At 72.8% G+C, this 24,250-nt stretch carries 20 protein-coding genes; 4 read left to right on the forward strand and 16 right to left on the reverse strand.

Annotated elements, in window-relative coordinates; genetic code table 11:
- Positions 1-207: 207 nt before the first annotated feature.
- On the reverse strand, positions 208-1,215 hold the full coding sequence (locus tag ACZ7MY_RS14395) for a LacI family DNA-binding transcriptional regulator (RefSeq protein WP_354796787.1): 1,008 nt from the start codon (positions 1,213-1,215) through the stop codon (positions 208-210).
- A gap of 233 nt (positions 1,216-1,448) precedes the next feature.
- On the opposite strand from ACZ7MY_RS14395, the gene ACZ7MY_RS14400 reads away from it, so the two are divergent.
- Entirely contained in the window at positions 1,449-2,354 is a 906-nt protein-coding gene (locus tag ACZ7MY_RS14400) for a ferredoxin family protein (protein WP_499601848.1), read from the forward strand.
- On the opposite strand, the gene ACZ7MY_RS14405 is transcribed toward ACZ7MY_RS14400, so the two are convergent.
- Genes ACZ7MY_RS14405 through ACZ7MY_RS14415 form a run of 3 tightly spaced genes read right to left on the reverse strand, consistent with a single transcriptional unit; the run spans position 2,321 to position 5,092 of the window.
- Positions 2,321-3,361, reverse strand: coding sequence for an ABC transporter substrate-binding protein (locus tag ACZ7MY_RS14405; RefSeq protein ID WP_499601850.1), 1,041 nt, complete (start codon positions 3,359-3,361; stop codon positions 2,321-2,323). The two genes, ACZ7MY_RS14400 and ACZ7MY_RS14405, sit on opposite strands and share 34 nt — an antisense overlap.
- 47 nt (positions 3,362-3,408) lie before the next feature.
- On the reverse strand, positions 3,409-4,287 hold the full coding sequence (locus ACZ7MY_RS14410; protein ID WP_499601851.1) for an ABC transporter permease: 879 nt from the start codon (positions 4,285-4,287) through the stop codon (positions 3,409-3,411).
- Complete coding sequence (locus ACZ7MY_RS14415) at positions 4,277-5,092, reverse strand: ABC transporter ATP-binding protein (RefSeq protein ID WP_499601852.1); 816 nt, start codon at positions 5,090-5,092, stop codon at positions 4,277-4,279. The genes ACZ7MY_RS14410 and ACZ7MY_RS14415 overlap by 11 nt, the downstream gene beginning before the upstream one ends.
- A gap of 231 nt (positions 5,093-5,323) precedes the next feature.
- Between ACZ7MY_RS14415 and ACZ7MY_RS14420 the strand changes: the two genes are divergently transcribed.
- Both ACZ7MY_RS14420 and ACZ7MY_RS14425 read left to right on the forward strand, forming a co-directional pair.
- Complete coding sequence (locus tag ACZ7MY_RS14420) at positions 5,324-6,979, forward strand: ATP-binding protein (protein WP_499602006.1); 1,656 nt, start codon at positions 5,324-5,326, stop codon at positions 6,977-6,979.
- Positions 6,976-7,668 carry a response regulator gene (locus tag ACZ7MY_RS14425; protein ID WP_499601854.1) on the forward strand — a complete coding sequence of 231 codons (693 nt, stop codon included), beginning with the start codon at positions 6,976-6,978 and terminating at the stop codon, positions 7,666-7,668. The genes ACZ7MY_RS14420 and ACZ7MY_RS14425 overlap by 4 nt, the downstream gene beginning before the upstream one ends.
- Before the next feature lie 6 nt (positions 7,669-7,674).
- Here ACZ7MY_RS14425 and ACZ7MY_RS14430 read toward each other — a convergent pair whose 3' ends face one another.
- The 6 genes from ACZ7MY_RS14430 to ACZ7MY_RS14455 all read right to left on the reverse strand — a co-directional run bounded on the left by ACZ7MY_RS14430 (position 7,675) and on the right by ACZ7MY_RS14455 (position 15,126).
- A complete protein-coding gene (locus ACZ7MY_RS14430) occupies positions 7,675-8,139 on the reverse strand; it encodes a helix-turn-helix domain-containing protein (protein ID WP_499601856.1) in 465 nt (154 codons plus the stop codon).
- A complete protein-coding gene (locus ACZ7MY_RS14435; protein ID WP_499601857.1) occupies positions 8,136-9,773 on the reverse strand; it encodes a thiamine pyrophosphate-binding protein in 1,638 nt (545 codons plus the stop codon). Before ACZ7MY_RS14435 ends, ACZ7MY_RS14430 begins: the two co-directional genes overlap by 4 nt.
- Positions 9,770-10,456, reverse strand: coding sequence for an SDR family NAD(P)-dependent oxidoreductase (locus ACZ7MY_RS14440; protein WP_499601859.1), 687 nt, complete (start codon positions 10,454-10,456; stop codon positions 9,770-9,772). The genes ACZ7MY_RS14435 and ACZ7MY_RS14440 overlap by 4 nt, the downstream gene beginning before the upstream one ends.
- A 297-nt stretch (positions 10,457-10,753) precedes the next feature.
- Positions 10,754-12,361, reverse strand: coding sequence for a monocarboxylic acid transporter (locus ACZ7MY_RS14445; RefSeq protein WP_499601860.1), 1,608 nt, complete (start codon positions 12,359-12,361; stop codon positions 10,754-10,756).
- Positions 12,358-12,807 (reverse strand): DUF485 domain-containing protein, encoded by a 450-nt coding sequence (locus ACZ7MY_RS14450; RefSeq protein WP_499601861.1) that lies wholly within the window; start codon positions 12,805-12,807, stop codon positions 12,358-12,360. Before ACZ7MY_RS14450 ends, ACZ7MY_RS14445 begins: the two co-directional genes overlap by 4 nt.
- Before the next feature lie 189 nt (positions 12,808-12,996).
- Positions 12,997-15,126 carry a DNA gyrase/topoisomerase IV subunit B gene (locus tag ACZ7MY_RS14455; protein ID WP_499601862.1) on the reverse strand — a complete coding sequence of 710 codons (2,130 nt, stop codon included), beginning with the start codon at positions 15,124-15,126 and terminating at the stop codon, positions 12,997-12,999.
- A gap of 423 nt (positions 15,127-15,549) precedes the next feature.
- Between ACZ7MY_RS14455 and ACZ7MY_RS14460 the strand changes: the two genes are divergently transcribed.
- The gene (locus ACZ7MY_RS14460; protein WP_354796799.1) at positions 15,550-15,780 is read left to right on the forward strand and encodes a DUF7455 domain-containing protein; all 231 of its coding nucleotides are present in this window, start codon (positions 15,550-15,552) and stop codon (positions 15,778-15,780) included.
- 75 nt (positions 15,781-15,855) lie between these two features.
- On the opposite strand, the gene ACZ7MY_RS14465 is transcribed toward ACZ7MY_RS14460, so the two are convergent.
- The 6 genes from ACZ7MY_RS14465 to ACZ7MY_RS14490 all read right to left on the reverse strand — a co-directional run bounded on the left by ACZ7MY_RS14465 (position 15,856) and on the right by ACZ7MY_RS14490 (position 24,233).
- Positions 15,856-16,722: a S1 family peptidase gene (locus tag ACZ7MY_RS14465; protein WP_499601864.1), complete on the reverse strand. Its 867-nt coding sequence runs from the start codon at positions 16,720-16,722 to the stop codon at positions 15,856-15,858.
- A 142-nt stretch (positions 16,723-16,864) separates the two neighbouring features.
- The gene (locus ACZ7MY_RS14470) at positions 16,865-18,433 is read right to left on the reverse strand and encodes an RNA polymerase sigma factor (protein ID WP_499601865.1); all 1,569 of its coding nucleotides are present in this window, start codon (positions 18,431-18,433) and stop codon (positions 16,865-16,867) included.
- A 323-nt stretch (positions 18,434-18,756) separates the two neighbouring features.
- Entirely contained in the window at positions 18,757-19,665 is a 909-nt protein-coding gene (locus ACZ7MY_RS14475) for a FadR/GntR family transcriptional regulator (RefSeq protein WP_499601866.1), read from the reverse strand.
- A 92-nt stretch (positions 19,666-19,757) separates the two neighbouring features.
- Complete coding sequence (locus ACZ7MY_RS14480) at positions 19,758-21,383, reverse strand: ATP-binding cassette domain-containing protein (RefSeq protein WP_499601867.1); 1,626 nt, start codon at positions 21,381-21,383, stop codon at positions 19,758-19,760.
- A gap of 32 nt (positions 21,384-21,415) precedes the next feature.
- Positions 21,416-22,132 carry an NUDIX hydrolase gene (locus ACZ7MY_RS14485; protein WP_499601869.1) on the reverse strand — a complete coding sequence of 239 codons (717 nt, stop codon included), beginning with the start codon at positions 22,130-22,132 and terminating at the stop codon, positions 21,416-21,418.
- Between the two features lie 121 nt (positions 22,133-22,253).
- A complete protein-coding gene (locus ACZ7MY_RS14490) occupies positions 22,254-24,233 on the reverse strand; it encodes a glycogen debranching N-terminal domain-containing protein (protein WP_499601870.1) in 1,980 nt (659 codons plus the stop codon).
- Positions 24,234-24,250 lie beyond the last annotated feature (17 nt).

The following is a 24,250-nucleotide window of genomic DNA, read 5'->3' on the forward strand; positions in this document are numbered from 1 at the left end:
CACACGCAGCGGGGGCGTCGCACACTCAAGCACCACAAACAGATGACCGCAATATCTCGCGCAGATTTCGCAAAACATTGACCGCCTTGCGCAGCTCGGCAACGAAGCCGCGAACGCCGGGGACGGAGCACGAAGCCCGAGGCCGCAAACGCGGACCGGGCGGTTCCGACGTCGTCGGAACCGCCCGGTCCGGTGGGCGTGCGGCCGTCAGCCGCGCACGGGCCCCGTCGTCCCCCGGACGACCAGCTCCGGCTCGTACAGCAGCTCGTCGGAGGCCACCTGCTTGCCCGCGATCTTCAGCGCGAGCAGCTCGACGGCGGTGCGGCCCATCGCCTCGATGGGCTGGCGCACCGTGGTCAGCGGCGGGTCGGTGCAGGTCATGAACGCGGAGTCGTCGTAGCCGACCACGGACACGTCACCGGGCACGGACAGCCCCAGCCGGCGCGCCGCCCGCACCGCGCCCAGAGCCATGGGGTCGTTGGCGCAGATGATCCCGGTGACCCCCCGCTCCCAGAGCTTGGCGGCCGCGGCCTGGCCGCCCTCCAGCGTGAACATCGCCCGCCCGACGTGCTCGTCCGGCAGCGACCCGCCGCCCGCCGCCGCGGCGGCCCGCGCCGCGGTCAGCTTGCGCCGCGACGGCATGTGATCGGTGGGCCCGAGCAGCAGGCCGATCCGCTCGTGGCCGAGCGAGGACAGGTGCCGCCAGGCCTGCTCCACGGCGACCGCGTCGTCGCACGACACCCTGGGGAAGCCCAGGTCCTCGATGGCGGCGTTGATCAGCACCACCGGCAGGTTCCGCTCCGCCAGCAGGCGGTAGTGGTCGTGCGGCGCGTCCGCCTGCGCGTACAGGCCACCGGCGAAGACCACGCCGGAGACGTGCTGCTGGAGCAGGAGCGAGACGTAGTCCGCCTCCGACACCCCGCCCGCGGTCTGGGTGCACAGCACCGGGGTCAGGCCCTGCTGGGCGAGGGCCGCGCCCACGATGTCGGCGAAGGCAGGGAAGATCGGGTTCTGCAGCTCCGGCAGCACCAGCCCGACCAGCCGGGCACGGTTCCCCCGCAGCTGCGTCGGCCGCTCGTACCCCAGCACGTCGAGCGCCGTGAGCACCGCCTGCCGGGTGCCCTCCGACACCCCCGGCTTCCCGTTCAGCACACGGCTGACGGTGGCCTCACTGACCCCGACCTTCTTCGCTACTTCGGCAAGCCGTCGCGTCATGCGCGCAAGCATACGACATGACATGCAAGTGGTTTGCGCTCTTGCGCAAGTCCATCGGGACCCGGGAGGTACCGTCATGCCGCCGGGACAGCCGGGACACAAGCGGCGCCTCGTCCCCAACCTGCCCCAATACAGCGACCGCCGGTCCTGAATGGCAGGATTCACGACCCTTCCCGGCGCCGACAGGTGGGGCTGGAGAGCCGGGGGTGATGCGGAAGGTTAGGCTTACCTTCATGAGCACCTGCACCTCCGCGTCCAGCTCGCTGTCGGAGCCCGTCGCCGCGACGGCCGCCACCGCGCGGACCTGGCTGCTGCTCGAGCAGCCCGGCCCCTGGGGTCCCAAGGCGCTGACCGGGAGCCATCTGGACCCGCGGGTGGGCAGGGCGCTGGAGCGGGCGGCGGCCGGGACCGGGGTGCGGGTCGGGCTGATCCGGCGGCCCGGGCGGCACGCGGACCGGCGCGACCTGCGGCGACGCACGGCGTACGTGGCGCACACCGTGCCGGGCGGCACATGGGTGCGGGAGGCCGTCGTGGAGGAACCGGGCACGCTGCTGGGCCTGGACTTCGGGGCACTGGGCCGCGGCGACCACCGCGGCTTCGGGATGCCGTACGAGGGCGACCCGCTCGCCCTCGTCTGCACCAACGGCAAGCGGGACCGCTGCTGCGCCCTCAAGGGCCGGCCCCTCGCCGCGGAGCTGGCCGCCTCGGGGCTCGGCGAGGTGTGGGAGGTGACCCACCTGGGCGGGCACCGGTTCTCACCGACGATGCTGGTGCTGCCGTACGGCTACGCCTACGGCCGCGTCGACGCCGAGCTGGCCCGGCAGGTGCTGACGGCCGCCCGCGAGGGCGACATGGTGCTGGAGGGCTGCCGCGGGCGTTCCGCCTGGGAGCGTCCGGGCCAGGCCGCCGAACTGGCCGTGCGGCGCCTGACCGGCGAACTGCGCGCCGAGGCACTGACCGTGGAGGGTGAGCACGGCACCCGCGTGCGGCACCTCGACGGCCGGGCCTGGGACGTCGAGGTGACGCCGGTCGCGGCGGAGCCGCCCCGGCCCGAGAGCTGCGGGGCGGCCCTGGGGGCGCCGCTGCGGATGGAGATCAGCGGCATTCAGCCGGCGCTCTTGACGAACTCCGTCGTGTAGGTCTTGCCCAGGTCCACCTTGGTGTTCTGCAGGTTGGGGTTGAACGCCTTGAGGACCCGCTCCACCGTCTCCGGTCCGCCCTCGGGCATCACGCCGTCCTTGGTGAACATCGGCAGCGTGCTCTCGATCGCCTTGACGTAGAGGTCCTGCCCGCCGCCCTGCGCGTAGTCGGCGGGCATCTTCGCGGCGATCTCCGCGGCGCTGTGCGTGGACATCCAGCGCAGCGTCTTCACAAAGGCGTTGGCGAGCTTCTGCACCGTCTCCTTGTGCCCGTCGACCCACTCCGTCTGCATGTACAGGCTGGAGGACGGGTAGAGCCCGCCGAGCGCCTGCCGCGAGCCCTCCGGCGTGCGCATGTCGATGAGCACCTTGCCGAGACCCTTGTCCAGGATCGTCGCCACGGTCGGGTCCGTGGTCATGCCGCCCTGGATCGAGCCCTGTTCCATCGCGGAGATGAAGGTCTGGCCGGCACCGACCGCAACCGGGGTGAACTCGCTGGTCTTCACGCCGTTGCTGACGGCGAGGTACTTGGTGAGGAAGTCCGTGGACGAGCCGATGCCGGTGACGCCCAGCTTCCTGCCCTTGAAGTCCGCGGCGCCCTTCAGCTCGCCGGCCGCCGCGTTGGAGACGATCTCCACCTCGCCAGGCGCCTGCGAGAACTGCACCACGGACTCCACCTGCTTGCCCTTCACCTGGAGGTCGAGCGTGTGGTCGTAGAAGCCGACGGTGCCCTGCACGTCGCCGGAGACGAGCGCGGTCTCGGCCTGCACGCCGGCCGGTTCGGTGAGCAGTTCGACGTCCAGGCCCTCGGCCTCGAAGTAGCCGAGCCGCTCGGTGAGCATCGCGGGCAGGTAGATGACCTTGTCCAGGCCGCCCACCATGATCTTGACCTTGTCGCCATCGCCCCCGGAGCCGGAGGCGGTGGAGTCGCCGCCGCAGGCGGTGAGCGCGGTCAGGGCGAGGGTGGAGGCGGCGAGGGCGGCCGCGGCCTTGAGGGGCGTGCGCATCTGGTTCACGTCCTTGTGGAGGGGGTGGGCGGGAGGCGGTGGCGGGGTCAGCGGGCGGAGCCGGCCTCGGCCGGCTTCCAGCGGAAGAGCCGCTTCTCCAGGAAGGTCAGCAGGCCCTCGGCGAGCAGCGCGACGACCGCGAGGATGGCCATCGCGGCATACACGCCGGCGGAGTTGAAGGTGCCCTGCGAGGCGGCGACCAGCAGCCCGAGGCCCTTGGTGGCGCCGATGTACTCGCCGACGATCGCGCCGATGAGGGCGAAGCCGAAGCTCACGTGGAGGCTGGTGAAGATCCACGAGGTGGCCGAGGGTACGACGACCTGGAGGGTGACCTGGCGGTCGCGGGCGCCCAGGATGCGGGAGTTGGCGACCAGGTCGCGGTCGACCTCGCGGGCGCCCTGGAAGGCGTTGAAGAAGACCGGGAAGAAGACCAGGACGACCGCCGAGGCCACCTTGGAGGCAGGGCCGAGTCCGAACCAGATCAGGAAGATCGGGGCGAGCACGATGCGCGGCAGCGCGTTGAGCACCTTGATGTACGGCCCGAGCACGTCGGCGAGGAAGCGGACCCGCCCGAGGGCGATGCCGAGCACCACGCCCGCGACGACGCCGATGGCCCAGCCGAGCAGGGCCTCGTAGAGCGTGTACCAGATCTGCTCCCACAACGAGCCCTGCGCGGTGCCGTCCACGGCCCAGGTGCGGATCTGCTCCCAGATCCGGGAGGGCATCGAGAAGTGGAAGGGGTCGACGGCCCCGGCCCTGGCCAGCCACTCCCACAGCCCGAGGACGGCGACCAGGAGCAGCACGCGGCTGCCCTGGACGAGGTAGCCGCGGTTGCGGGCGGCACGGGCGCGCGAGCGGGCGCGGTCGCCGCCCGCGGGGTCCTTGACGGCCGCGGCCGAGGGGGCCGCCACGGTCTCAGGCGACATCGGCCGCACCCCTCTCGCGGGTGATGCGGACCTCTTCGCCGAGCGAGGCCCAGATCTCCCGGTAGATCTCGATGAACCGCGGCTCCAGCCGCACGGACTCGACCCGGCGCGGGCGCGGCAGGTCGATCTCGAAGACCTCCTTGACCGTGGCCGGCCCGGCGGTCATGACGACGACCTTGTCGGCGAGCGCGATGGACTCCTCCAGGTCGTGGGTGACGAAGACGACCGAGGCGCCCGTGCCGGACCACAGCTCCAGCAGTTCGTCCGACATCAGCGCGCGGGTCTGCACGTCGAGCGCGGAGAAGGGCTCGTCCATGAGCAGGATCTCGGGGTCGTTGACGAAGGTCGCGGCGAGCGCGACGCGCTTGCGCTGGCCGCCCGACAGCTGGTGCGGGTAGCGGTCCTCGAAGGCGGACAGGCCGACGCGGGCGAGCCACTCGCGGGCCCGTTCCCTCGCCTCGGCCTTGGGCACGCCGCGGAAGCGCGGGCCGGCCATGACGTTGGACAGCACGGTCCGCCAGGGGAAGACGGCGTCCTGCTGGAAGACGAAGCCGACCTTGCCGCCGATGCCGCGCACCGGCTCACCGGCGACCAGCACCTCGCCCTCGGTGGGCTCCTCCAGCCCGCTGACCAGGGTCAGCGTCGTGGACTTGCCGCAGCCCGTGGGGCCCACGACGGCCACGAACTCCCCACGCCCGATGGTCAGGTCGAGGTCGCGGACGGCGGTGTGGAGGGCCCCGGACGGGGTCCGGAACGCCTTGCTCGCACCCCGCAGTTCGATGGCGGGGCTGGTGTGTGTGCTCATGCGCCGGGACGGTAGGTGCGGGCCGGGTCACGGCGGCACCCTTGCGGTCACAACTCCGCCTTGTGCCCACAACCCGCTGTTCTGCTCGTTTTGCTCGCGCTCCGGCAACGAAAGGGCCACGGGGGCTGGGCAGCGGGTGCCGGCCGCGTCTACGTTGCGTTCACAGCCGGGCGAACGGACGAGCGGGTTCCGCAAGGACGCGGAACACCGGGGAGGACAGGGGTGACGTACATGCGCATCCGCTGGCCCCGCCGTGTCTTCGCGCAGGTGCTGCTCGTCCAGGTGGTCCTCACCACCGGCGTGATCACCCTGGCCACCGGGCTGTTCCTGGCGCCGCTCAGCTCGCAGCTGGACCAGCAGGCGATGCGGCAGGCGCTGTCCATCGCGCAGACCACCGCCGCGACCCCGGGGCTCGCCCGCGACCTGCTCGGCACCCGGCCCAGCGTCACCGGGCCCGTGCAGGAGGAGGCCGAGCGGATCCGCCGTGCCACCGGCGCCCTGTACATCGTCGTCATGGACACCCGGGGCGTGCGCTGGTCGCACACGGACGTCACCCAGATCGGCCGGCACGTCTCCACCGACCCCAGCGTGGCCCTCTCGGGCCGGGAGATCATGCAGATCGACCGGGGCACCCTCGGCCGCTCCGCGCGCGCCAAGGTGCCGCTGCGCGACGACGGCGGGCACATTGTGGGCGCGGTGTCGGTCGGCATCGCGTACGACAGCGTGCGCGAACGGCTCCTGGCGACCGTTCCCGTGCTGCTGCTGTACGCGGGCGCCGCGCTCGGCGTCGGGGTGCTGGCGGCGCTGCTGGTGTCGCGGCGGCTGCAGCGCCGGACGCACGGGCTGGCCTTCGCCGACATCTCCGCGCTGCTCGACGAGCGCGAGGCGATGCTGCACGGCATCCGGGAGGGTGTCATCGCCCTGGACGCCCACGGCAGGGTGCGGCTGCTCAACGACGAGGCGCAGCGGCTGCTGGGCCTCGGCCCGGACGCCGAGGGGCGGGCGCTGGACGCGGTGCTGCCACCCGGGCGGACGACCGACGTGCTGGCCGGCCGGGTCGCGGGCACCGACCTGCTCACCGTCAGCGGGGCGCGGGTGCTCGTCGCCAACCGCATGCCGACCGGGGACGGCGGGGCGGTGGCCACCCTGCGCGACCGCACCGAACTGGAACGGCTGGGCCGGGAGCTGGACAGCACGCACGGCCTGCTGGACGCGCTGCGCGCCCAGGACCACGAGCACGCCAACCGGCTGCACACCCTGCTCGGGCTGCTCGAACTCGGCCTGTACGACGCAGCGGTGGACTTCGTCGGCGAGGTCGCCGACGCCCAGCGGGCCTCCGCGGAACAGGTCGCCGAACGGGTCAGGGACCCGCTGGTGTCCGCCCTGCTCGTCGGCAAGTCGGCGATCGCCGCCGAGCGGGGCGCGGCTCTTTCGGTCTCCCCCGGCACCTTGCTGCCCGACCGGGTCGTGGACCCCCGCGACCTGGTCACCGTGCTCGGCAACCTCATCGACAACGCCCTGGACGCGGCCCGTTCGCTCGTCGAGGTGGAACTGCGCGCGGAGGGGACGACGGTCGTGCTGCGGGTGTCCGACGACGGTCCCGGGGTGCCGCCCGAGGCGCGCGAGCGGATCTTCGCCGAGGGCTGGACGACGAAGCGGTCCCCGGCCCACCGCGGCCGCGGGCTCGGCCTCGCGCTCGTACGGCGGCTCGCCGAACGCTACGGCGGCATGGCCCGGGTCACCGCCCGCGCGGGCGGCGGCGCGGTCTTCACCGTCGTCCTGCCGGAGGCGCTGGCGGGGACCGAACTCACCACGACGGCGTCCACCGCACCCTCCGCGCCCACGGCATCCGCCGAGTCCGCCGCGTCCCTGGGGGGAGCCCGGTGATCGACGTCATGGTCGTGGACGACGACTTCCGCGTCGCCGAGATCAACGCGGCGTACGTCGCCAAGGTGCCCGGTTTCCGGGTGACCGCCCGCGCCCACACCGCGGCCCATGCGCTGGCGACGCTGGAGCGCACGCACGTCGACCTCGTCCTGCTGGACCACTACCTCCCGGACGAGACCGGCCTCACCCTGGTGCGGCGCATGCGGCAGTTCGGCCACAGCGCGGACGTCATCATGGTGACGGCCGCCCGCGACGTTGCGACCGTGCAGGCGGCGATGCGCTCCGGCGCGCTGCAGTACCTGGTCAAGCCGTTCAGCTTCGCCGGGCTGCGGGGCAAGCTGGACGCCTACGCGGCGCTGCGCCGCACGCTCGACGGCGTCGGGGGCCGCGGCGAGGCAGGCCAGGAGCAGGTGGACCGCATCTTCGGCGCGCTGCGCACCACCGGTGCGGCCCCGGCGGAGCTGCCCAAGGGCCACTCGGCGCCCACCGCCGACCTGGTACGCACGGTACTCACCGAGGCCGCGCGCCCGCTCTCCGCCCACGAGGTCGCCGAACGCGCCGGCATCAGCCGCTCCACCGCGCAGCGCTACCTCAAGTTCCTCGAGCGCGAGGGCCGGATCAGCCTCACCCTCAAGTACGGCGACACCGGCCGCCCCGAGCACCGCTACGCGTGGGCGCGGACCGGCTGAGCCCGTTCACCGCTCACCGACGGGCGAGTCCACGGCCAGCGCTCGCGCCGCAGCGCACACCACGGGCGCGACACGGGTCGGGCCGCAGCCCCCGCGTGGCCGCGGTGACGGAGACGGCGACGACGGCTGAGACGCCGACCACCGCGGCCGGCACCTGCGGCGTCCCGTACGCGGAGATGCGGCCGCCGACCTGGGAGATGATCTGCATCGAGCGGCGGCCGGTGCGGCACCCGCCGGCCCGGTTCGAAGAGGGCGAGGCCGAGCCGGTAGCCGTCCGACCCCGCGCTCGACGAGGCCGACGGCGGCCGGTTCGGCGAGCAGTCGGTGCACCGTGGACTCGGGCAGGCCGGTGCGGGCGGCGAGTTCGCCGAACGGGATCCCGTCCTCGCCCGCGGCGAAGGCGTCGAGCCGCGCGGCCCCGCGGGCCGGCGTCGAACGGCTCTCGGACCGGCTAGCGTCGCCGGCGTTCACGCGTGCCCGCGCAAGGGGACCTCGACCAGCAGCGGGCCGTCGAGCCCGCGCACCGCCGCCACGGTCTCCGCCAGTTCCTCCGTACCGGCCACGCGCACCGCGGGGATGCCGAAGAAGCGTGCCGCGAGGCGCCAATCGAGCTCGCCGAGGTCGAGGCCGGGGTGGGGGACGGCGGGGCTGCCGCCCCGGGTGTCGAGGGTCTCCTTCAGGGTGCGGTACTGGCCGTTGGCCATCACGACGAACAGCACCGGCACCCGGTGGTGTGCCGCGCTCCACAGCCCCTGCAGCCCGAACATGGCGCAGCCGTCCCCCAGCACGGCCACCACCGGGCGTTCCGGCGCACCGAGCCGGTGGCCGACGGCCGCGCCGATGCCCCAGCCGAGGCCTCCGCCGACGGTGTGGACGAAGCCGCCCGGCCGGTCCCTGTGCAGCACACCGCGCAGGTGCACCCCGACGGTGATCGACTCCTCGACGAGCACCGCCTCCTCCGGCAGCGCGCCGGCCAGGGCGTGCGCTGCGGCGAGCGGGTCGACCGGTGAGCTGCCCCGCGCCGACCGGGCGCGCCGCGCGAGCCGTTCCCGCGCCTCCGAGTGCCGTGCGCCCGCCTCCCGTGCCCGCTCGCGTGCGGTGTCCTCGGGGACCAGCCGGGCCACGTGGCCGGCGAGCGCGGCGAGCGAGGACTCCAACGGGCCCGTGAGGCCGAGGCTCACGGGGAAGTTGCGGCCCGGCTCGGCGGGGTCGGCGTCGATCTGGACCACCGTCAGGTGCTCCGGGACGGGCGGGCCGGGGCTGTAGTGGTGCGGGGTGAAGGCGCGGCAGCCGGCGATGAGCAGTGCGTCGTGGCCCTTCAGCCGCTCGTGGATGCGGGCGTTGACGGGCGGCAGCGGCCCGGCGTAGAGCGGGTGGGAGCCGGGGAAGTCCAGGTGGTCGTTCATCGGCTGGTGGTACGTGACGGCGCCGAGCGCCTCGGCGACCCGGACCAGCGCCGCCACGGCGCCGTCCCTGCCGACCCCGTCACCGGCGACGACCGCGGGCCGTTCGGCGGCGGCGAGCAGGGCCGCCGCCCGGTCGAGTCCCCCGGCCGGTCCGGGCGGCGCGAGCGGTGAGCGCGCCGGGACCTCCACGGGCGAGGCGTCCTCCAGCACGTCCATGGGCACGGAGAGGAACACCGGCCCCTGCGGCGGCTGCCGGGCCAGCGCGAAGGCGCGCCGCAACACCAGCGGCAGGTCCTCGGGCCGGTGCACCTCCTCCGCCCGTTTGGCCGCTCCGGAGGCGAGGGCGACCAGGTCCCCGGCGAGCATGGGGTCCTGGAGCAGGTGCCGCCGGTCCTGCTGGCCTGCCATGACGACCAGCGGGGTACGGGAACGCCGGGCGTTGAGCATCCCGATCAGGCCGTTGGCCGTGCCCGCGGCGATGTGCAGGCTGGCGAAGGCGGGACGCCGGGTGGCACGGGCGTACCCGTCGGCCATCGCGACGACCGAGCCCTCCTGGACACCGAGCACGTACCCGGGCACCGGCCCCGGCCCGGACAGCGCCTCCAGGAAGGGCAGTTCGGTGGTGCCCGGGTTTCCGAAGACCCGGTCCACCCCTTCGTCGGCGAGGATCTCCAGCAGGGCCTTCAGCGCGGTCGTCATGGCGGGGACGCCTCTCGTACGGTCATGCCGCCGTCGACCACGACGGTGGCTCCGGTGGTGAAGCTCGCGTCGTCGCCCGCGAGGTGGAGCACGATGCGGGCGAACTCCTCGGGTGCCGCGTGCCGGCCCAGGGGGGTCATCGCGTCGAACGCCCCGGCCGCATGTTCGGAAGGCTGCCCGGTGGCGGCGGTCTCGATGCGCCGCACGAACGGGACGTCGGTGGAGCCCGGGTGGAGGGTGTCGACGCGGATGCCGCCGGCGGCGCACTCGCGTGCCGCGCCGCGCATCAGCCCGACCTGAGCGTGCTTGGCGGCCGTGTACACGGCGCAGGGCGCTGTCGGCGGCGAAGGCGGCGAGTTCGTACCCCTGGCCGATCGCCGGGTCCCCGGAGATGAAGAACGCCAGGGCCAGGACGGCCGCCGGACCCGCGGCCGTCCCGGACAGCGCCATGGCCTTGATCCGCGTCCGCACGAGGGGTGCCCGTCACCGCCGGCGCCCGGAAGAAGGCGTGCTCCGGAGTCATCCTGCTGACCTGCCGGCCCTCGGCCAGGGCGATGCCGCGGAACAGCATGGCGGTGGCGAGGGGGACGATGAAAATCGGCAGCCCCACGTACGTCGCGGTGATCGCGTTGCCCGCCCCGAGGAGCGCCGACAGCACCAGAACGGCGTCGGCCGCCGTGCACAGGGACCAGCCGTCACGCATGCAAACCACACCAACGGTCACGCACGGCGAGGGCGAAGATCGTGCTGGCCGCCATCAGGCCCACGTGGCAAGCACGGTGGGCGGTCCAGGTCAGGTTCGACCGGGTCAGAACGTCGGGCTCGGCGAGGGCCCACGACGGGCACCGGCAGGACCAGGACCGCTGCCACGCCCGTCTCGTCGCGCAGCAACCAACGCAGACGGCTCGATGGCATGCCGCACAGCGTGGAGACGCCGTCGGCCCGCGGCAATCAGAACGTTCCGCACGGCGGAACGGGTGTCACACCGCCCCGGCCCCGGTGAGCGAACGGACCTCGACCTCGGCGAACTTGTCCTCGTCGGCGCGCTCGCGCGACAGGACCGTGCCCAGCCAGCCCGCCGCGAAGCCCAGCGGGATGGACACCAGGCCCGGGTTCTCCAGCGGGAAGTACTGGAAGTCCACGCCCGGGAAGAGCGACTGCGGGCTGCCCGACACCACCGGGGACAGCACCACCAGTGCGACCGCCGGGACCAGCCCGCCGTAGATGGCCCACACCGTGCCGCGGGTCGTGAACCTCCGCCAGAACAGCGTGAACAGTAGCGCGGGCAGGTTGGCGGACGCCGCCACCGCGAAGGCGAGCCCGACGAGGAAGGCCACGTTCTGGCCCTGTGCGAACAGGCTCAGCGCGATGGCCACACCGCCGATGCCGACCGCGGCCACCCGGGCCACCCGGACGTCATGGTTCTCCCGGCGCTTGCGGCCCCGCTCGGTGCTCCGGCGGCGCAGCGTCGCATGGAGGTCGTGCGCGACCGAGGCGGACGAGGCGAGGGTGATCCCGGCGACGACGGCCAGGATCGTGGCGAAGGCGACCGCCCCGACGACCGCGAACAGCACCGTTCCACCCGTCGAGCCCGCTCCCCCGCCCAGATCGAGGGCGAGCAGCGGCACCGCCGTGTTCCCGGCGGCGTTGGAGGCGCTCACGGTGTGGGAGCCGACCAGCGCCGCGGCGCCGAAGCCCAGCACGATCGTCATCAGGTAGAAGCCGCCGATGAGGCCGATCGCCCAGACCACCGACCGCCGTGCCGACCGTGCCGTGGGCACGGTGTAGAAGCGCGACAGGATGTGTGGCAGCCCGGCGGTGCCCAGGACGAGGGCGAGGCCGAGACTGATGAAGTCGAGCCGGTCCGTCCAGCTCTGCCCGTACAGCAGGCCGGGGCCGAGGAACTCCCGCCCGTGGCCGCTGCCGTCGGCGGCCGAGCGCAGCAGGGCCCCGAGGTCGCCGTGGAAGCGCAGGAGCACGAGGACGGTGAGGGTGACGGTGCCCCCCATGAGGAGCACGGTCTTGACGATCTGGATCCAGGTCGTGGCACGCATGCCGCCGAAGGCCACGTAGAAGACCATGAGTGCGCCGACGCCGATGACGGTCCAGGTGCGGGCGGCCGATCCCTGACCGCCGAGCAGCAGGGAGACCAGGCTTCCGGCGCCGACCATCTGCGCGACGAGGTAGAGCACGGAGACGATGACCGAGGAGGTGCCCGCCGCGATCCGGACCGGGCGCCGGCGCATGCGGGCGGTCAGGACGTCGGCGAGGGTGTAGCGGCCGCAGTTGCGGACCAGTTCGGCGACGAGCAGCAGCACCAGCAGCCAGGCGACGAGGAAGCCGACGGAGTAGAGCATGCCGTCGTAGCCGAAGAGCGCGATGAGCCCGGAGATGCCGAGGAAGGAGGCGGCGGACATGTAGTCGCCCGCGATGGCGAATCCGTTCTCCAGGGGGGAGAAGAGACGGCCGCCGGCGAAGAACTCCACGGACGAGCTGCGCCTCCGGCCCGCCCAGGCGGTGATCGCGAGGGTGACGGAGACGAAGACCGTGAAGAGGACCAGCGCCAGGCCCTGGTGGTTGCCGGTCACCGCATCCGCTCCTGGGTGTCCCAGCGCAGGTCGAGGGCGGCCCGGTCCCGGCGCAGCCGGGCGTGCCGGGCGTAGGCCCAGGTCAGGATGAAGGTCGTGGCGAACTGGGCGAGGCCGAGGGCCATGGCCACGTTGAGCTCGCCGACCAGTGGCCGGGCCATCAGCCGCGGTGCGGCCGTCGCCAGGACGACGTAGAGCAGGTACCAGGTGAGGAAGGCGGCGGCCGCCGGGAAGGCGAACCGCCGGTACCGGGAACGCACCTCCTGGAAGGGGCCGCTGGCCTGCACCTCCCGGTAGACCCCGGCGTGGTCGTCGGCCGGGCGGGCCTGCGACGGGAGGGAGACGGCCGTGGGTTCGGGGCCCTCCCACTCCCCCGCGGCCAGGACGTCGTACCAGGGGTCGTCCACCCGCAGCCCTCCGGTTTCCGCCCGGTCGTGCTCTTTCACGAACTCTCCTCGCTTCACGGGCCGATCGGCCGTGCGCCCAAGCATGGACATTGCGGGAAGACCCGGGAGCCTCCAAGCAGAAACCTTCACCTCATCGGGTGACGGTGCCCCACTCCTGGGGGTGGGGAGGCGCCGGAGCCCTCCACGGGCGGGTGACCGTGGAGAGCTCCGGCGACGGGGCCCGGTGCGTCAGGCGTCGATCCGCGAACGGTCCAGCGTGGCGGCGGAGTTGGCGATGAACTCGCGGCGCGGCGCGACCTCGTTGCCCATCAGCAGGTCGAAGGCGAGCTCCGCGCCCTCCAGGTCGCTGATGTTGATCCGGCGCAGGGTGCGGTGGCGCGGGTCCATCGTGGTCTCGGCCAGCTGGTCGGCGTCCATCTCACCGAGGCCCTTGTAGCGCTGGATGGACTCCTTGTAGCGGATGCCCTTGCGCTCGAACTCCAGCAGCGTCTCGCGCAGCTCCCGGTCGGAGTACGTGTAGACGTACTTGTCCTGGCCCTTGCGCGGGTTGCTGAGCTCGACCCGGTGCAGCGGCGGCACGGCGGCGAAGACCCGGCCCGCCTCGACCATGGGCCGCATGTAGCGCTGGAAGAGCGTCAGCAGCAGACAGCGGATGTGGCTGCCGTCGACATCGGCGTCCGTCATCATGATGATCTTGCCGTAGCGGGCCTGGTCGATGTCGAAGGTGCGGCCCGAACCCGCTCCTATGACCTGGATGATGGCGCCGCACTCGGCGTTCTTCAGCATGTCCGAGACCGAGGACTTCTGGACGTTGAGGATCTTGCCCCGGATCGGGAGCAGCGCCTGGAACTCCGAGTTGCGCGCGAGCTTGGCCGTACCCAGCGCCGAGTCGCCCTCGACGATGAAGAGCTCGCTGCGGTCGACGTCGTCGCTGCGGCAGTCGGCCAGCTTCGCCGGCAGCGACGAGGACTCCAGCGCGGTCTTGCGGCGCTGGGCCTCCTTGTGCTGCCGGGCGGCGATCCGGGTGCGGGCCGCGGCGACGGCCTTCTCCAGGACGGCACGGGCCTGCTGCTTGTCGTCCCGCTTGGTGGAGGTCAGGAAGGCCTTGAGCTCGCGCGACACCACGTTGGCCACGATGCGGTTGGCCGCGGAGGTGCCCAGCACCTCCTTGGTCTGGCCCTCGAACTGCGGCTCGGCGAGCCGGACGGTGACGATCGCCGTCAGGCCCTCCAGGGCGTCGTCCTTGGCGATGTCGTCCTCGGCGACGCGCAGCAGCTTGGTGGCGCGCAGCACCTCGTTGAACGTCCTGGTGACGGCGCCCTCGAAGCCGCGCACGTGGGTGCCGCCCTTGGGGGTGGCGATGATGTTCACGAAGGAGCGCAGCGTGCTGTCGTAGCCGGTGCCCCAGCGCAGCGCGACGTCGACCCCGAGCTCCCGGGTGACCTCGGTGGGGGTCATGTGGCCGCGGTCGTCGAGGACCGGGACGGTCTCCTTGAAGGTGCCGCTGCCGGTCAGCCGCAGTACGTCGCAGATCGGCTTGTCCGGCGTGAGGTACTCGGCGAACTCGCTGATGCCGCCGTCGAAGTGGAAGGTGTCCTCGACCGGCTTCCCGTCCTCCGAGCCGTTGTCGGGGCGCTCGTCGCGGACGACGATCGTGAGCCCGGGGACGAGGAACGCGGTCTGACGGGCCCGCTGGTGGAGCGTCTCCAGGGAGAGCTTGGCGTCCTTGAGGAAGATCTGACGGTCCGCCCAGTAGCGCACGCGCGTACCGGTGCGGGCCCGCGGCACCTTCTTGACCTTGTCCAACCCGTTGCCCGGCTCGAAGGGCGCCTCGGGACCGGCCTTGGCGAAGCCGCCGGGGACGCCGCGGCGGAAGCTGATCGCGTGCGTGTGGCCGCCGCGGTCGACCTCGACGTCCAGCCGGGCGGAGAGCGCGTTGACGACGGAGGCGCCGACGCCGTGCAGACCGCCGGAGGCCGCGTAGGAGCCGCCGCCGAACTTGCCGCCGGCGTGCAGCTTGGTCATGACGACCTCGACGCCGGACAGGCCGGTCTTGGGCTCGACGTCCACGGGGATGCCGCGGCCGTTGTCCCGCACCTCGACGGAGGCGTCGGCGTGGAGGACGACCTCGATGTGGTCGCAGTGCCCGCCGAGGGCCTCGTCCACCGAGTTGTCGATGATCTCCCAGAGGCAGTGCATGAGACCGCGGCTGTCGGTGGAACCGATGTACATGCCGGGACGCTTGCGGACCGCTTCGAGGCCCTCGAGTACGAGCAGGTGTCGCGCGGTGTAGTTGGAGCCGTCACGATCTGCACCGGTCAGCAACGCGGTGGACGGCACGGATGTTTCGGCGGTCACGCGAACGTCTCCTCATGAAGTTCTTCAGCCGTATCGGTGAGAGGGTACCGAGGTCGCGCGCGGCCGTTTCGCCGCGACCCGGTCTGGGCACCATGCTAGCCCGTTTTCGAAGACATGTTCGATCCCTCGTTTGAGTGATACACATGTCACGTTCCCCTGGAGGCATGAACCATTTAGGCTCGGGGCACGTCCTCCTCAACAACCGGCCGCAGGGCCGGGGGGACATAACCGAACAATCTGACCAGATCTGCCAGAACGACCCGAAGCCGACAGATAAGACGCCAGAGGATCATTCGCCGCCAATCGGTAGCATCCGGCCGCTACAACAACGGTTTCCAAGGAAAAGACCTGAGCGGGAACAGTTTCGGCCTGGTTGGATGTTGACCCTGGTACGACAGCTCGTCGAGCTAGAGAAGAGGCGACGTGACTACTGTTCTGACCCCCGCGAGCCCGCTGACTGCGGCGGACCGCTGCGACCGTTGCGGCGCCCAGGCCTACCTGCGCGTTGTACTCATCAGTGGCGGCGAGCTGCTCTTCTGCGCGCACCACGGGCGTAAGTTCGAGCCCGAATTGAAGAAGATCGCTGCGGAAATACAGGACGAGACCGGTCGGCTCACCGCCACCCCGACCGTCGCGGCCGATGACGAACGCTGACGCGTAGCACTGCGACGAGCTCACGACGGGCGGCCCCCCGCGAGGGAGGCCGCCCGTCGGCTTGTCCGCCGCACGTCACGAAGAGTGCAGGCCGACCAGTCCCGCCAGCGTCGAGACCCGGGTGTACACACCGGGATGCCCCGCCTGGGCGCATCCGGCGCCCCAGGACACGAGCCCTATCAGCCGCCCCTCCGCCACCAGCGGACCGCCGCTGTCCCCCTGGCACGAATCGTGCCCGCCGGCAAGGTCGCCGGCGCAGACCATGTCGCCCCTCCGGTACTTGCCTTCCGCACTGCCCGGATAGGCCTGCTCACAGACCGAGTCGGCGAGCACCGAGACGTTCGCGGCCATCAGGACGTTCGAGTAGGCCCCCAGTCCCGCCGTGTCCCCCCAGCCGAAGACCTGCGCCGGCGTGCCCGCTTCGTAGGAGTTCACGTCCCCCGGTGTCGCCATGCGTATCGCGCTCCCCGCGGGGAACGGCTCCGCGGTCGTGACGACCGCCACGTCACCGCTGTTCGTCGTGGGGTCGTACGCGGGGTTGACCCAGACCTTGCGGACCGCCACCTCCCTGCCGGCCGAGCCGGCGAGGTCCGTCCGCCCGGCGATGATGCGCAGGTCGGGCACCTGGTTCCAGTACCCGCCCAGCGCGGTCGGGCTGAAGCAGTGCGCCGCGCTGACCACGGTGTTCGGCCCGACGAGCGCGCCGCCGCAGAACTGCCCCGAGCGGCCCGCTCCGTAGCGGGAGCGGCTCGACAGGACCACCGCCCACGGGTACTGCTCCGTAGTGACCGGCGTGCCGCCTATGACACCGTTGTCGGCGCCCGGGGCGCCGGGTGCGTACCCCACCGCGGCCGCGGCCGCCGTGGCGGAGGCGGGTAGCGACAGCGCGAGCGCGGACCCGGCTATGAGCCCGCCGACCAGCGTGCGGATCGAGGAACGCATGCATTCTCCTCACCGTCCGGATTCCCCTGAGCACCCACAGTGACCTGACGGGACCGGGGCCGCATCCGGAGAACTGTCCGGAAAGGCCGACGGGCCCGCGACCGCCGTGGCGGTCGCGGGCCCGTCCGGGCTTCCGTCCTGATCAGTCCAGGTAGTCGCGCAGCACCTGGGAACGCGACGGGTGACGCAGCTTGGACATGGTCTTGGACTCGATCTGGCGGATGCGCTCACGGGTGACCCCGTACACCTTGCCGATCTCGTCCAGCGTCTTCGGCTGGCCGTCGGTGAGGCCGAAGCGCATGGAGACCACGCCCGCCTCGCGCTCACTGAGCGTGTCGAGCACCGAGTGCAGCTGCTCCTGCAGCAGCGTGAAGCTGACCGCGTCGGCCGGCACGACCGCCTCGGAGTCCTCGATGAGGTCACCGAACTCGCTGTCGCCGTCCTCGCCGAGCGGGGTGTGCAGCGAGATGGGCTCGCGGCCGTACTTCTGGACCTCGATGACCTTCTCGGGGGTCATGTCGAGTTCCTTGGCCAGCTCCTCCGGGGTGGGCTCGCGGCCCAGGTCCTGGAGCATCTGGCGCTGGACGCGGGCCAGCTTGTTGATGACCTCGACCATGTGCACCGGGATGCGGATGGTGCGGGCCTGGTCGGCCATCGCGCGGGTGATCGCCTGGCGGATCCACCAGGTCGCGTACGTCGAGAACTTGAAGCCCTTGGTGTAGTCGAACTTCTCGACGGCACGGATCAGACCGAGGTTGCCCTCCTGGATCAGGTCCAGGAAGAGCATGCCGCGCCCGGTGTAGCGCTTGGCCAGCGAGACCACCAGACGGAGGTTGGCCTCCAGGAGGTGGTTCTTGGCCCAGCGGCCGTCCTCGGCGATGATCTCCAGCTCGCGCTTGAGCTTGGGGGCGAGCTTGTCGGCCTGGGCCAGCTTGTCCTCGGCGAACAGACCGGCCTCGATGCGCTTGGCGAGCTCCACCTCCTGCTCGGCGTTGAGCAGCGGGACCTTGCCGATCTGCTTGAGGTAGTCCTTCACCGGGTCGGCGGTGGCGCCGGCCGCGGCGACCTGCTGCGCGGGCGCGTCGTCCTCGTCGTCGTCGGACAGGACGAAGCTCTCCGCCTCGGCCTCGGCGGCCGGGACGTCCTCGTCCTTGCCGGGGGCGACGTCCTCGAGGAGCTCCTCGCCCTCGACGAGCTCGTCGTCCTTCTTGGCCTTGGTCGCGGTGGTCTTCTTGGCGGCGGTCTTCTTGGCGGTCGCGGTGGTCTTCTTCGCCGCAGTCTTCTTGGCGACGGCCTTCTTCGCGGGTGCCACGGCCTCGTCCTCCGGATCCCCCACGGACTCCGCCGCCACGGTGGGGGCGGGGGCCGCGGCGGCCTTGGCAGCGACGGTCTTCTTGACCGGGGCGGCCTTGGTGGCGACGGTCTTGGTGGCAGTACGCTTCGCCGGGCTCTTGGCTGCGACGCTCTTACGGGTGCGCTTGGGCGCCTCGGCGGCACTCACCATCAGCGTCACACCCTCCTCGTCGAGGACCTGGTTGAGGCTGCGCAGAACGTTCTTCCACTGGGTTGCCGGGATCTGGTCCGCTTCGAAGGCTCGGCGCACGTCGTCGCCGGCGATCTGACCCTGAGCCTTACCCCGCTCGATGAGCGCCATCAGAGACTCGGACTCGGCGATCTCCGGCGGGAGCGTACGGGATGTGCTGGCCGACACGAACAACCTCTCGGAACGATGGAAAACGACTACGGTGGGAACCGCGCTGCAACTCAGCGTCATGTTCGTCGCGGATATTCCACGCACGGCCGCCACCTCTAAGCTCATCGCGCTGCCGCCGAGAGCGTTACGCCCGGCCGTACGTGGTCCGAGTCACACCCCGGATCGGCGCCAAAGCGTCGATAGCAGGACACTTCCCGTGCACGCCACGACCATGCCCGGTCGGATACGGGCGCCAAACATGACGGACGGCTCCGCCGCCGGGCCCGGAGGGCGTGGGCCGGCGGCGGAAGTCTGTGCCGTCTCGTGCTGCTCGGGGCGGGTCAGTGCTCGCGGGGGGCGGGGACGACGTGGTCCGCCGGGCCGCCGGGACCCGCGTCGGGGTGGACGGCGAGCAGCTGGCGCATGGCGGTCTCCGCCTCGGCACCGTCGGAGGCGGCCAGCGCCTCGACGACCCGCGTGTGCAGGGCCACCGAGTGCTCACCGGGGCGCTCGCAGCCGGTGACGGGGCCGCCGGAGACCTGCAGGGCGGCGGAGACGATGCCGGACAGGTGCTCCAGCATCCGGTTGCCCGCGACCTGCAGCAGCAGGGCGTGGAACTCGGCGTCCGCCCGGGCGAAGGTGAGGCCGTCGCCCTGCCCCGCGGCGTGGGCCATGATGTCGGTCATGTCGATGAGCCGCTGCTGGACGTCCTCGCGTCCGTGACCCGCCGCGAGGCGGGCGGCCAGGGGCTCGATGGTCCAGCGCAGTTCGAACAGCTCGCGACGCTGGTCGTCGCGCTGCGGGCCGAAGGCCCGCCATTCGATGATGTCGGGGTCGAGCAGGTTCCAGTCGCTGACCGGGCGGACCCGGGTGCCGACGTTGGGCCGGGCGCTGACGAGGCCCTTGGCCTCCAGCACCCGCAGCGATTCGCGGACGACGGTGCGGGAGACCTCGAAACGCTGGCCGATCTCCTCGGGGACGAGCGGGCGGTCGGCACCGAGATCGCCGGAGACGATCATCTGGCCGAGTTGCTGGACGAGTTGGCCGTGCAGCCCGCGGCCACGGCTCCCGCCGGCGCGACGGCCGACACGGCCCATGTCGGCTTCGCCGCCGTCCCAGGACGGTGCGCCGCCCGGGCGGTCGAGGCCGGCGGGCGCGTCGGCGTACGGATAGCGGTCGATGTCCCCGCCGCCGAGACTCGGGTCGGCGGGGCGGGCCGCGGTCATCATGGTGTGCGCAAGGGTACTCACGCATCATTTGTCGGCGATGGCGCGCGAGGCCTTGAGGGCTTTCCTGAAAAGCACACGAAAGGGTGAGCACTCATCACCTGATAATTGACGCTTTATCGGAAGGAAATGGGGTTTCTCCGGCGCAAGACCGTTGCCACATAGGCACACAAGAGAGCGAAGAGCGACAAAGCGAAGGAATAGCGGACCGGTTGGGTCGCCAGACGCGTCACGTCGATCGCTGGGGCGGAGGCCGCCCGGCGCACCACCGGGGCGATCAGCAGGGGAATCGCCAGAACACCGGCCAGCCCGAGCGCCGTGGTGCGGAACACCCCGGCCGCCAGCACACCGGCCCAGCAGCAGACGAGCGCGAGACCCGCCGACGCCGCCGCGGCGGAGGCCGGCGCGAACGGCGAGGGCAGCCCGCCCGCCGGGGGTTCGAGGTGCATCGCCACGAGGCCGAGGGCCGCTCCCAGGAGGGAGATCAGCGCCGCCGCGCAGCCGTTGACGACGAGCTTGGTCAGCAGCAGGCGGAGTTGGCGCGGCACGGGCGCGTGCGCGGGTGCCAGAGCGGGGTAGCGGAACTCCTGGCCGTAGGCGAGGGCCCCGAGGAGCCCGCCGCCCAACGCGGCGGGCGGCAGCGGCAGGGAGTGCGACCAGCCGGTCAGCAGGCGCAGGGAGAAGGCGTGGTGCCCGGTGCGCAGCAGGGTCAGGGTGGCCAGCCCCGAGACCAGGACGGAGACCAGCGCGATCAGCCAGGGGCCGCGGACGCCCGTGAGACGGCGCAGTTCGTAGCGCACGGGCCGGGCGGGACCGGCGGGCGGCACGGCGGCGCGCGCGACCGCCAGGGGTGCGGCGGGCCGGTCGCCGTGGGGTGCTTCCGGGGCGCCGGTGTCGGCGACCTCGTCCGCGAGGCGGTGCAGGAGGATGCCGTTCCGGAAGGCGGCCTCACCGACCTGGGCGGTGGTCCGGCCGTGCACGCGGATGCGGCTGCCGCTCTCGTGGGTGATCTCGGTCCCGTCGTCGGTCAGCAGCAGGCCCAGGCGTTCGGCCTGGGGCGACTGGACCGCCACGTAGGGGCGCAGCCGGCGGCGGCCGAACTCGTGGGCGGACTGGTCGGCGACGAGGCGGCCCTTGTCCAGGGTGACGACGCGGTCCCCGAGCCGGCCCGCCACCTTGGCGTCGGCGCAGGTGACCACGACGGCGCCGCCGCGGGCCGCGTACGCCTTGAGCAGGCCGTACAACCAGGCGGTGTCGTGCGGTGAAAGCCCCTGGGCGGGGTCGTCCAGGAGCAGCGCGGGCGGATCCCCGAGCAGGGCCGCGGCGACGCCCAGGCGGCGGTCCATGCCGAGGGAGAAGGTCGACAGCCGGCGTCCGGCCGTCTCGCCCAGGCCCACGATCTCCAGGACGTGGTCGGCGCGTTCGGCCGGGGCCCCGGCCGCGGCGGCGAGCATGCGCAGGTGGCCGCGCGCGGTCCTGGAGGGATGGCCGGGGACGTCGCCGAGGAGTACGCCCACCGCGTTCGCCGGATGGGTGTGGCGGTGCAACGGGCGCCCGCCGAACAGCGTGATCCCGCGGCCCGGTTCGAGTTCGAGCATCAGCCGCAGGACGGTGGACTTGCCCGCGCCGCTGTCGCCGAGCAGGACGGTGATCTCGCCGGGGCGGGCGTCGAAGGTGAGGTCGTCGACGGCAGGGGGCTCTTCACCCCGGGACGCACTGGTCAATCCGATGGCCTGGATCACCCTTGCACCATAACGCGCAATTGGCCCGGAATTTACACCTCTGGTCGCAACATGGGCGGATTCAGGATGGTTGCGCCACCCGCGCGGAACAGCTGTGCGGGGCGGCCGCCCTGACGGGTCGTCGTACCGCCGGAGGGGACGAGGAAGCCGACCGTCCCCGTCACCTTGCGGTGGAAGTTGCGCGGATCCAGGGCGACGCCCCACACCGCCTCGTAGACCCGGCGGAGCTCGCCGACGGTGAACTCGGGCGGGCAGAAGGCGGTGGCCAGCGCCGAGTACTCGAGCTTGGAACGGGCGCGCTCCACTCCGTCGGCCAGGATGCGCGCGTGGTCGAAGGCGAGGGCGCCCTCCTCCCCGTTGCGCAGCAACTCCTCGACCGGGGCCCAGCGGGCGCTGCGCGCGTCGCCCCCGGCGCGGGGCGCGGGCAGGTCCGGGGCGAGCACCAGGTGGGCGACGCTCACCACGCGCATCCGCGGATCGCGCTTGGGGTCGCCGTAGGTGGCCAGCTGCTCGAGGTGGACCCCGCTGCCCGCGCGCAGACCGGTCTCCTCCTCCAGCTCGCGGGCCGCCGCCCCGGAGAGGTCTTCGTCGCCGCGTACGAAGCCGCCGGGCAGCGCCCACCGGCCCTGGTAGGGCGGTTCACCGCGGCGGACCGCGAGGGCGCACAGGGCGTGGCTGCGCACTGTGAGCACGACGAGATCGACAGTGACGGCGAAGGGCGGGAAAGCTGACGGGTCGTAGGGCGCCATGCCCGCGATCATAGTCGTCTGCCTGACGATAAACAGCGGGTTGACGGGATGACGCGACTCGCTCTCGGCCTGTTGTCCGACGTCAGGGCGGCGGCCCGGCCGCTGCCGCCGCCCGGCGGGTTCAGGCACCGAGCTGGAGCCCGGGGGCCGCCTCCTCGATCACGGCTGTGGCGGACGCCCCGATCCGCAGGGCGAAGGGCTCCTCGGCCACCCGCAGCCCGGCGAGGTGGAGATCGCCGAGCGGGGCGGCGGCAAGCGGGCGTACGGCCACCATGCGTTCGGGGGCGTCGGGGCGGATCCCGGCGAGCGCCATCAGCAGGTGGACGGCGCCCGCGGCGGCCACCGCGGCGGGCCGGGAGGCCGTCGGGTGCGGGGCGGGACGGCGCGAGTCGTCGCGCTGCTCCCCCGCGTACATCTCAGGCAGCCGGTACCCGAACGCGGCTGCCGCGTCCAGCACGCCCAGCAGCAGTGCCCCGGCCTCGCGCTCGTGGCCGGCCGCCGCCAGTCCGGCGACCGCGACGGCCGTCTCGTGCACCCGTACCGCTCCGCCGCGGTGGCCGAAGGGGTTGTGGCCGGGAGCCCTGGCCGACAGGGTCCGCAGCCCCCACCCCGAGTCGAGCTCCGGTGCCGCGAGGAGACGGGCGAGCTGTTCGGTCTGCACCTTGTCGAGCAGGCCGGGAGCGAGTTCGCAGCCGCCCGACAGGCCGGTGTCGAGCAGGTGGGCGGCGGCCGAGCCCAGATGCGGCACCGGTCTGCCGTCGGGGGTGAGCGCGGCGGCCGGGCTCCCGCCGGCGGGGTCGTCCAGCCAGAACTCCTCCCGGAACCTCCGGCGCAGGGCCTCGGCCCGCTCCCGCCACTCCTCCGCGCCCGGTCGTCCGTGGGCCTGGAGCAGATCGGCGCCGTGCAGCATGGCCCGGTGGGCATGGGCCTGCACGTCGCAGCGCAGCGGCCCGCCCGGCGCGGGGTCGGGGACGAATCCGCCCTCGCCCGCGACCGAACGCAGCCACCACAGGCTCCGCTCGACGGCCGGCAGCAGTTGTTCGGTGTCCCGCTCCGGAAGACCCCAGCGGCGTGCCTCGGCGAGCAGCGTGACGAAAAGCAGCCCCGCCTCCACCCCCGAACAGGTCGGCGGCAGATGCGGGCCGGCATGGCGCAGCGGGCCCGGCAGGCCGCCGGTCTCCGGGTCCTGGCGGCGGGCGAAGGCCCGCAGGGTGCCGGCTGCCAGGCGGGTGCCCAGCGGGAGCAGCATGCGGGCCGCCCACAGCGCGTCGGCCGGGGCGGGACCGAGCCGCCACGGGGCACCGGCCGCCACATGGACGTCCAACGGGTGCCCGGGGTCACGCAGCAGCAACGCCCGCAGGTCGTCAAGGGCGGCGCGCAGCAGCGTCTCCGCCCGGCCGTCGCCGCCGCGGATCTCCGGGGCCGACCAGGGCACGGGGACCGCCGGGGCGGATCCACCGTTGACGCCGGCCACGGCGGGTTCCAGCGTCGCGCGCAGTTCGATCGTGCGGGAGGCACCGGGCGGCAGCGCCAGCTCCCAGCACAGCAGCCCGGCGGAGGCCATGGCGCTCTCGGGTGCCGGTACGGCGGTGACCCGGGCCCGCAGGCCCTCCGCCGACCACTGCAGTCCCGCGTCGCACACGCTGGACTGCAGCTCCGGCCCGGAGGATCCGGCCGCGATGGCCGCCAGTTCGGCGAGGTCGGTCGCCAGCGCCACCTCGAACGGGATACGCAGGGCGCGGGATCCGGTGTTGTGCACGGTGATGCGCTCGGTGCCCCCCGCCGTCCGCAGCCTCTCGACGGTGAGGGCCGGGTCGGGCGCGGTGTCGCCGGGGACGCGGGCGACGGAGGTGAACCGCGCCCGCCCCGCCGTGACGAGCCCGCCCTGCACGGGAACCGGGTGCACCCCCGCGACGCGCAGCTCGCAACGGGCCAGTACCCGGCGGCCGCCCTGGTAGAAGCCGGCGAGGCCGCCTCCGTCCAGTTGTCCGTGCTCCGGCGAGACCGCGAGGGCCGGGGCTGCGACGCACATCACGGCGTCGTGCACCGGCTGCGGCCCCCGGTCCTGCCGGGGCGGCCGGTTGACCGGCTGCGGGCTCATGCCACCTCCACGTCGGA

Source organism: Streptomyces sp. NPDC111520 (assembly GCF_055635295.1).